The organism is Nonomuraea sp. NPDC049637 (assembly GCF_040675235.1).
Classification (GTDB): Bacteria; Actinomycetota; Actinomycetes; order Streptosporangiales; family Streptosporangiaceae; genus Nonomuraea.
In genome coordinates this window covers 1-6,646 of record NZ_JBFAOM010000105.1, presented here as the reverse complement: position 1 = coordinate 6,646, position 6,646 = coordinate 1, and the positions used below count along the sequence as shown (strand labels likewise).

At 74.8% G+C, this 6,646-nt stretch carries 5 protein-coding genes and 1 pseudogene; 1 reads left to right on the top strand and 5 read right to left on the bottom strand.

Annotated features, from left to right (window positions below):
- From AB0J71_RS49515 to AB0J71_RS49500, 4 genes and pseudogenes are all read right to left on the bottom strand, one after another.
- Positions 1 to 1,257 (bottom strand): annotated as a pseudogene (locus tag AB0J71_RS49515) (hypothetical protein); the annotation flags it as partial.
- A complete protein-coding gene (lanL, locus tag AB0J71_RS49510) occupies positions 1,173 to 4,007 on the bottom strand; it encodes a class IV lanthionine synthetase LanL (RefSeq protein WP_364421361.1) in 2,835 nt (944 codons plus the stop codon). The gene lanL and the pseudogene AB0J71_RS49515, both read right to left, overlap by 85 nt.
- A 148-nt stretch (positions 4,008 to 4,155) precedes the next feature.
- The gene (locus AB0J71_RS49505) at positions 4,156 to 4,440 is read right to left on the bottom strand and encodes a hypothetical protein (RefSeq protein WP_364421359.1); all 285 of its coding nucleotides are present in this window, start codon (positions 4,438 to 4,440) and stop codon (positions 4,156 to 4,158) included.
- 110 nt (positions 4,441 to 4,550) lie between these two features.
- Positions 4,551 to 5,132 (bottom strand): helix-turn-helix domain-containing protein, encoded by a 582-nt coding sequence (locus AB0J71_RS49500; RefSeq protein ID WP_352329279.1) that lies wholly within the window; start codon positions 5,130 to 5,132, stop codon positions 4,551 to 4,553.
- Positions 5,133 to 5,256: 124 nt separating this feature from the next.
- Here AB0J71_RS49500 and AB0J71_RS49495 point away from each other — a divergent pair, with 124 nt between their 5' ends.
- Positions 5,257 to 5,790 (top strand): SDR family NAD(P)-dependent oxidoreductase, encoded by a 534-nt coding sequence (locus AB0J71_RS49495; protein WP_364421357.1) that lies wholly within the window; start codon positions 5,257 to 5,259, stop codon positions 5,788 to 5,790.
- Here AB0J71_RS49495 and AB0J71_RS49490 read toward each other — a convergent pair.
- The coding region (locus AB0J71_RS49490) for a site-specific integrase (RefSeq protein WP_364421354.1) at positions 5,784 to 6,646 on the bottom strand (863 nt) is incomplete at its 5' end. The genes AB0J71_RS49495 and AB0J71_RS49490 overlap by 7 nt on opposite strands.

The window sequence follows — 6,646 nt, the reverse complement described above, 5'->3', positions numbered from 1 at the left end:
CCCGGTGCTGCCGCGCTGGTTGGGCGCGACCACGGCGACGCCTTCGTCGGCCAGCCGCTGGAACAGCGGGTCGTAGCCGAGCCGCCAGGCCGACTCGGGGCCTCCGTGCAGGGCCAGCACGACGCGCCCGGCGGCGACGGGGTCGCCGTAGACGACGGCTTCGACGGGTCCGGCCGGGCCGTCGAAGCAGCGCGCGGCGGCGTAGGTCCGCCCGGTCCCGCCGTCCGGTCCCGGGACCGTCACCACGTGCGGCGGCAGGCCGGGAGCGGAATGCACCAGCCGCAGCCTGCCCGCGCTCCAGGCGGCCATCGGCAGGATCGTGCCGCTCGCCGGCCCCGCCTCCAGGAAACCGTCCTCGGCCAGGTCGTACAGCACGGCGCGGCAGCGCACGCCCGCCGCGACCGCCAGTGCCAGGCGCCGGCCGGCCGGGTCGAGGGCGAGCGGGGTGACCACGCCCTCGACGGCGTTCAGCTGCTCGGGGAAGACGGTGGGCGCGTCCGCGTCGCGCGGGCGGATCCCCAGGCGGTGGCCGTCCGGGGTCTCGCGGGCGGTCAGCAGGACGCCTGCCTCAGGGGCGGCGAGCAGCAGGCGCTCGCGCCGGTCCAGGCCGGGGAGCGGGGACACGGCGCCGTCGGACAGGTCCAGCACCACCGTGCGCGTCCGGGAGCCGGCCGGCACGGCCAGGGCCAGCAGGCTCCCGGACGGGTCGAGCCAGACGCCCCCGGCCAGCGGCCCCGGCACATGGGCCACGAGCTCGGGCGGCTCGGGCCGGCCGGACAGCCGCCACACGGCCGTGCCGCCCGCCGGGGTCGTGCGGAAGGCCAGCGCCGCGGTTCCCGCGCCGCGGCCCGCCACCAGCCGCAGCCCGCCACCCGTGACGGCGGCCAGGTCGTGCGCCGACCAGCCCGTGCCGTCCCGGTCCGGGACGACGAGGAGCAGCCGGTGCGTCCCCCCGCTTCCGGCCCGGCTCAGCAGGACGGCGCCGTCGTCCGTCGGGACCGCGGTGCTCGCGGGACTCTCGCCGTCCCAGGAACGCAGGACGCGGGACCGGGGACGCGCGCCGGTCAGGTCCCACAACTCCGGGGCCAGGGGACGGCGGCCCTCGGCGGTCAGGCACACGGCGTACCGCCCCAGGCCGGAGAACCGGAAGCCCAGCCGGAGCATCGTCTCGCTCACGATCCCGCCGATGCCGATGCCGATGCCGATGCCGATGCCGGTGCCGGTGCCGGGACGCGCGCCGGGACGTCGGCCGTCCACGGACGCGGGCCGCCGTGACGCAGCCGCAGCAGGAAGTCCAGGACGCCCGCCAGCCCGGTGTTCCAGCCGAAGCTCACCGTGTCGCCGTTCTCGTCCGGCACCACCAGCAGCCCGTCCCGCAGCACCGCCCGCGCCTCCAGGCAGGCGGCCAGCTCCGCGGCCTGGGCGCGGTAGTCCGCCTCGCCCAGCAGGCCGGCCATGTCCAGCAGGAACTGCCCGTCACCGGCCAGCCCGTGGCAGGCGGCGGTCCCCGAGGACAGCCGCGAGCCGCGGACGGCGACGGCGGCGGCCTTCGCCGCGTCCAGGAAGTCCGGCTCGCCGGTGACGGAGTGGAGCCGGACGAGGAAGCTGCCGACCCCGGAGGAGCCGCTGCACCAGTGCGTCATCCGGACGCCGCCGCCGGGGAACTCCGGCCACCAGGCCGCCGCGCCGGTGCGCTGGGCGGCGGCCAGCAGCGTCCGCCCGGCGAGCAGGGCCGTCTCCAGGTACTCGTCGCCCCCCGGGGTGGCGGCTGAGAGCAGGAAGGTCCCGATCCCCGCCACGCCGTGGGCGAAGCCGTAGTGCACGGCGCCGGCCAGCGCCGACGGGAAACGTTCCGGGATGGGCCACAACACGGTGCCGGGGGTGCGCTCGGCGCCGGCCACCAGGGCGTCCGCGCACCGTGCCGCCCGCTCCCGGAGGCGTTCGTCGCCGGTGGCCCGCCAGAGGTGCAGCAACGCCAGGCCCGTACCGGCCACGCCGTGGCAGACGTCCGGGTTCGGCCACGACGTCGGCAGGGTCAGCGCGAGGTCGATGCCCGCTGTGCGCAGCGCGTCGTCGCCGAGGGCGCGGCCGGCCTCGTGCAGCGCCCAGGCGATGCCGGCCCGGCCGAAGTGGAGTCCGGGCGAGGGCCTGGGCTCGCTGCCCAGCCGCCGGACCGTCCAGGCGGCGGCGTGGCGCAGCGCGGCGGCGATGCCGTCCCGCCCGGCCTCGCCGCTGCCCAGGACCGAGGAGTCCAGGCCCGTCGTGTCCAGGCCCGTCGTGTCCAGGGCCGGAGAGTGCAGGACCGACGCGAGCAGGGTGAGCACCCCGGCCGAGCCGTACTGCACGGCACAGGGGTCGGCGGTCTCGCCGAACCCGGAGACGGGCCACAGGCGCCGGGCGCCGGGATCGCGCTCCATCCGCCGGAGCGTGTGCACGATCCCGTCGCGGAGCAGTCGGTCCTGCCCGGCGACAGACAGACGGCGGGCGGCGCCCGCGGCCGCCGTGCCCCGGCTCGCGGCCGTCGCGGGCGGGGGTGAGGCGTGCAGGTCGGAGCCGGGCAGCGGCTCCAGGTCGTCGAGGAAGGCGCCGACGCGCCGCAGGTCCCAGCGCCGGGCCGGGTCCTCGCGCATCAGGCCGAGGAGCATCGGCCACAGCGCCCGGGCCACGGCGTCGCCCTCGGTCGCCACCTCGACCAGCCCGCGCACCCGGGTGTCCCACGAGCGGCCCGCGGGCGGGTCGTCGGAGCCCAGCAGCGGCCGGCACCCCGTGGCCAGGTGCAGCACCGTCGCGCCCAGGGCGTACAGGTCCGCCTCGGGCCCCGCGGCCGGCCCGTACATCGGCCCGCGCACCTGCTCGGGCGGCGCGTAACCGGCGGTGTAGGCCTTGGCGACGGGCGTGCCGGGGAGAGCGGCCATCTCCAGGTCGACCAGCCGGCAGGAGCCGTCCGGGCCGGCGATGACGTTGTTCGGCGTCAGGTCCCGCAGCACGAAGCCCCGCTCGTGCACGGCGGCGACCAGCCCGGTCAGCGCGCGCACCGCGGTCAGCGCCACGCGCGGCCAGCCGTCCGGGTCGGCGGCCCTGGCCTGCTCCGCCCAGGTGGTCAGTACGGTCCCGTCGAGGTGTTCCTGCGCGAGGAACAGGTTGTCCCCCTGCGTGAACAGGCCGACCTTGCGGCTCGTGACGCCGAGCGGCCCGAACACGTCCAGCATGTCGGCCTCGTGGCGGAGCCGGTCGCGTTCGTCCTGGCCCTGCAGGGTGGCGCTGATGTGCGGGCGGGCCTGCTTGATAACGACCTGGGCGCCGGAGAGCCGGTCCTCCGCCAGGAACACCCCGCCCTTGGCGCCGTGGCGGATGGCCTGACGCACCACGAACCGTCCGGCCAGCTCGACGGCCTCCGGCGCGCCGGTCCGCGCCGGGGCCCGACCGGACTCGAACGGGCAGTCGGCCCACTCCGGCGGCGAGTACCAGGCGTTGCGCCGGTCCACCAGGCAGGCGCCGTCGGGGGCGGTCAGCGGCGAGCTGTAGACGCCGTCGTTGTCGAGCACGCTGCGCGCGGAGAACACGCCGTAGCGGTAGTGGACCAGGCTGCCCGGCCGGTAGGCCCGGTCGGACAGGACGGGCGGGCCCGGCAGGCCGTACGTGGCCCGGTGCAGGTCCTCGGCGATGGCCGTCGCCGCCTCGTCGTCCGGGGGATAGACGGTGATGAACTTGCCGGTCGATCCCCGGTGGACGTTCCTGGACAGCAGGCCGGTCAGGTCGGCGAACGTGGCCGCGAACTTGAACGGGCACCGATGCCGTACCAGCACCTCGGCCGCCCGTGCCAGCACGACGGGGGCCGACAGCGGCGTCGCCGACACGTGCAGCTTCCATCCCTGGTCCCGCGTCCCGGCCTCCCGGGGAGCCACGTACGTCCATGGAGGGCGGTGGCGGACGTCCCACCCGTCCCCGGCGGACCGTCGCAGGGCGGCCCGCACGAGGTCCTCCAGCACGTGGAGATCCGCGCTCATTTGCTCGTCCGTGCCTGCGGTGCTCATGCTCACGCCACAACCTCACGCCTGATCGGATTCGGGACGTTCCCGTCGGCCGCTGGGGCCCGCCGGTGAACGGCGAACGGCTGCACGGCGGCGGCCGAGCGGGCCGCCGCCGTCGGGTCGATCAGTAGAAAAGGCTGAGCGCGAAGCGCGAACCGGACACCTCGCACCGGAAATCCTGGACGATGCCCCCGCTGGTGACGGCGCTGAAACCGGCTCGCACGCACTGGTCGCGGTACTGGTAGTAGCCCGCCAGGTGCCACGACCCGGACACGGCGGATGCGGACACAGTGGACGCGGACACAGTGGACGCGGACACGGCGGACGCAGGCATGGCCGAGCCGGTGACGGCGCCGAGAGCGAGCCCACCCGCGACGAGGGCGGCCGCGGTCAGACGTCGAGTGCTCATGTTTCCTCTTCTCCTCAGGGAACGGCGTTCTGCCGTCAAGATCTGCCAGGAGACTTGGGAAACACTTGTGGGCCGCCCTTAAGGCTGTGGCGGCGTCCTTAATGCGGCCTTCAGGGCGTGCTGCGTCCGGTGCGCAGGCCGTCGAGGATGAGCGCGAGGTAGCGGCGCCACGGTTGCGCGGCGCCGGAGGACGGCAGGTCCATCACCGAGTCGATCATCGAGACGATGGGCGCGATGTCGTCCACCGTGATGTCGGCGCGCAGTGTGCCCTGTTCCCTGGCGCGGGTGATGAGGCGGCCGCAGGACTCGGCGATGCCCTCGCGGGCGCGCTCGATCGACTCGCTCTCGCCCGCGCCGCGCCGCATGAGCTCGCGCAGCCCGCGGTCGGTCGCGGCCTGTTCCAGGGCGTGTTCGATGAAGGCCCGCAGGGCCTGGTAGGCGTCCTGGGCCGCCTGCGCGGCCTGTGCGGCGGCGCGGATCTCGTCGAGCTTGCCGGCGTAGACGGCCTCGGCCAGGGCCTCCTTGTTGGGGAACCGGCGGTAGACGGTGCCGACGCCGAGCCCCGCGTGGTGGGCGACGTCGTTGAGCGTGGCCTGCAGCCCGCGCGCCGCGAACACCTCCCGCGCCGCCGCCAGGGTGCGCTGCCGGTTGTGCTCGGCGTCGCGGCGCAGCGCCGGTGTCTCTTCGCTCATGGCATCCCGTCCGTCGGCTAACTGGATACATCATATCCGCTTCGTGTTAGGCTCCATGACGTAAGCGGATATGCCATATCCACTTCGGTGGATGTGCCGACGAGAGCGGGTGAACATGCAGACCGTGATCATCACTGGCGGCACCGACGGGTTCGGCAAGGGGCTGGCCCTCCACTACCTCCGGCAGGGCGCTCACGTGGTCGCCATCGGCAGCACCGCCGGAAAGGGGGAGGCCCTGCTCGCGGAGGCGGAAGCGGAGGCGGAGGCCCTGGCCGGGCGGGCCACGTTCGTGCGCGCCGACCTCACCTCGCTGGCCGCCTGCCGGGGCGTCGTCGATCGCCTCGCCGCGGACCACCCGGTCGTGGACAAGCTGATCCTCTGCGCCCAGCGCTACCGGCTCCTCGGCGGCCGTGCGACCACCGGCGAGGGCTTCGAGCACAGCTTCGCGCTGGCCTACCTCAGCCGTTTCGTGCTCAGCCACGGCCTGCACGACGTGCTGCGGGCCGCGCGGCGTCCGGTCGTCATGAACGTGGGCACGCCCGGCGTCCCGCTGGGCCGCATCCATTGGGACGACCTGCAGCTGACCAGGGGGGGCAGACCAAGTACGAGAGAAAGGGGCAGTGCCCCCTCCCACCTCGGAGAAGTTGCTGATCAGTGAGTACGGCGACGCGGTGCCAGGGCCTCGGTGACCTTGGCGATGGCTTCAGCGCCGGGTTTGACGTAGCGCATGGCGGTGCGGGGGTTCTTGTGCCGGGTCTTGCCCATGATGAGCTGCAGCGGGATCTCGGCGTCGCCGAGGTGGGTGGCGGCGGAGTGGCGCAGTTGGTGCAGGTCGAGGCCGGCGTACTTCTCTAGCAGGACGCGAGCGCGGTCGTAGCCGAGGCGGGCGCGGCCGGTGTGCGGGCAGATGTCGGCGGCTGCAGGGCGGCGGGCCGGGACGGGGCGACGTTCGGACAGGAACAGCGGGCCGTGGGTGCGAGTGCTGCCGTCCGGGAGCCGGAGCAGGCGGGGCAGCAGGTGGGCGGTGCCGCGCTCCCAGTACACCCACTCGATCGCGCCGCCCTTGGACCGGACCGGCGCCCGCCGATGCTCCACGTCGAGGTCCTCGACGTTCAGCGCCAGGATCTCCGCCGCTCTGGCAGCTGTTTCGTAGAGCATGCGCCACAGCGTTCGCTCCCGAAGCGGGATGTCCCGGCGGGACAGCAGCCGGTGGATGGTGGTCTTGGCGACGGCGCGGGTCTCATCCGCGGTTTCCTTGCGGCGTTCGGCGTCGGCCGGCACTGACGGGGCGGCCCAGTGCTTCTTGGCCTGACACCAGGTCAGCCAGGAGGTGACGGCGGCGCGGTTGCGGTTCCAGGTCGCCGGCGCGCGTCCGCCCCACAGCTCGACGAGCGCCTGGCCGACTTCGGCGTCGGTGACGTCGGCGAGCGGCCGGTCGCGGCCGAGCAGGGCGATGGTGCGGTCGATGGCCGAGGCGTAGGCGCGGTGGGTGTTGGGGTTGGCGGTACGCGCCG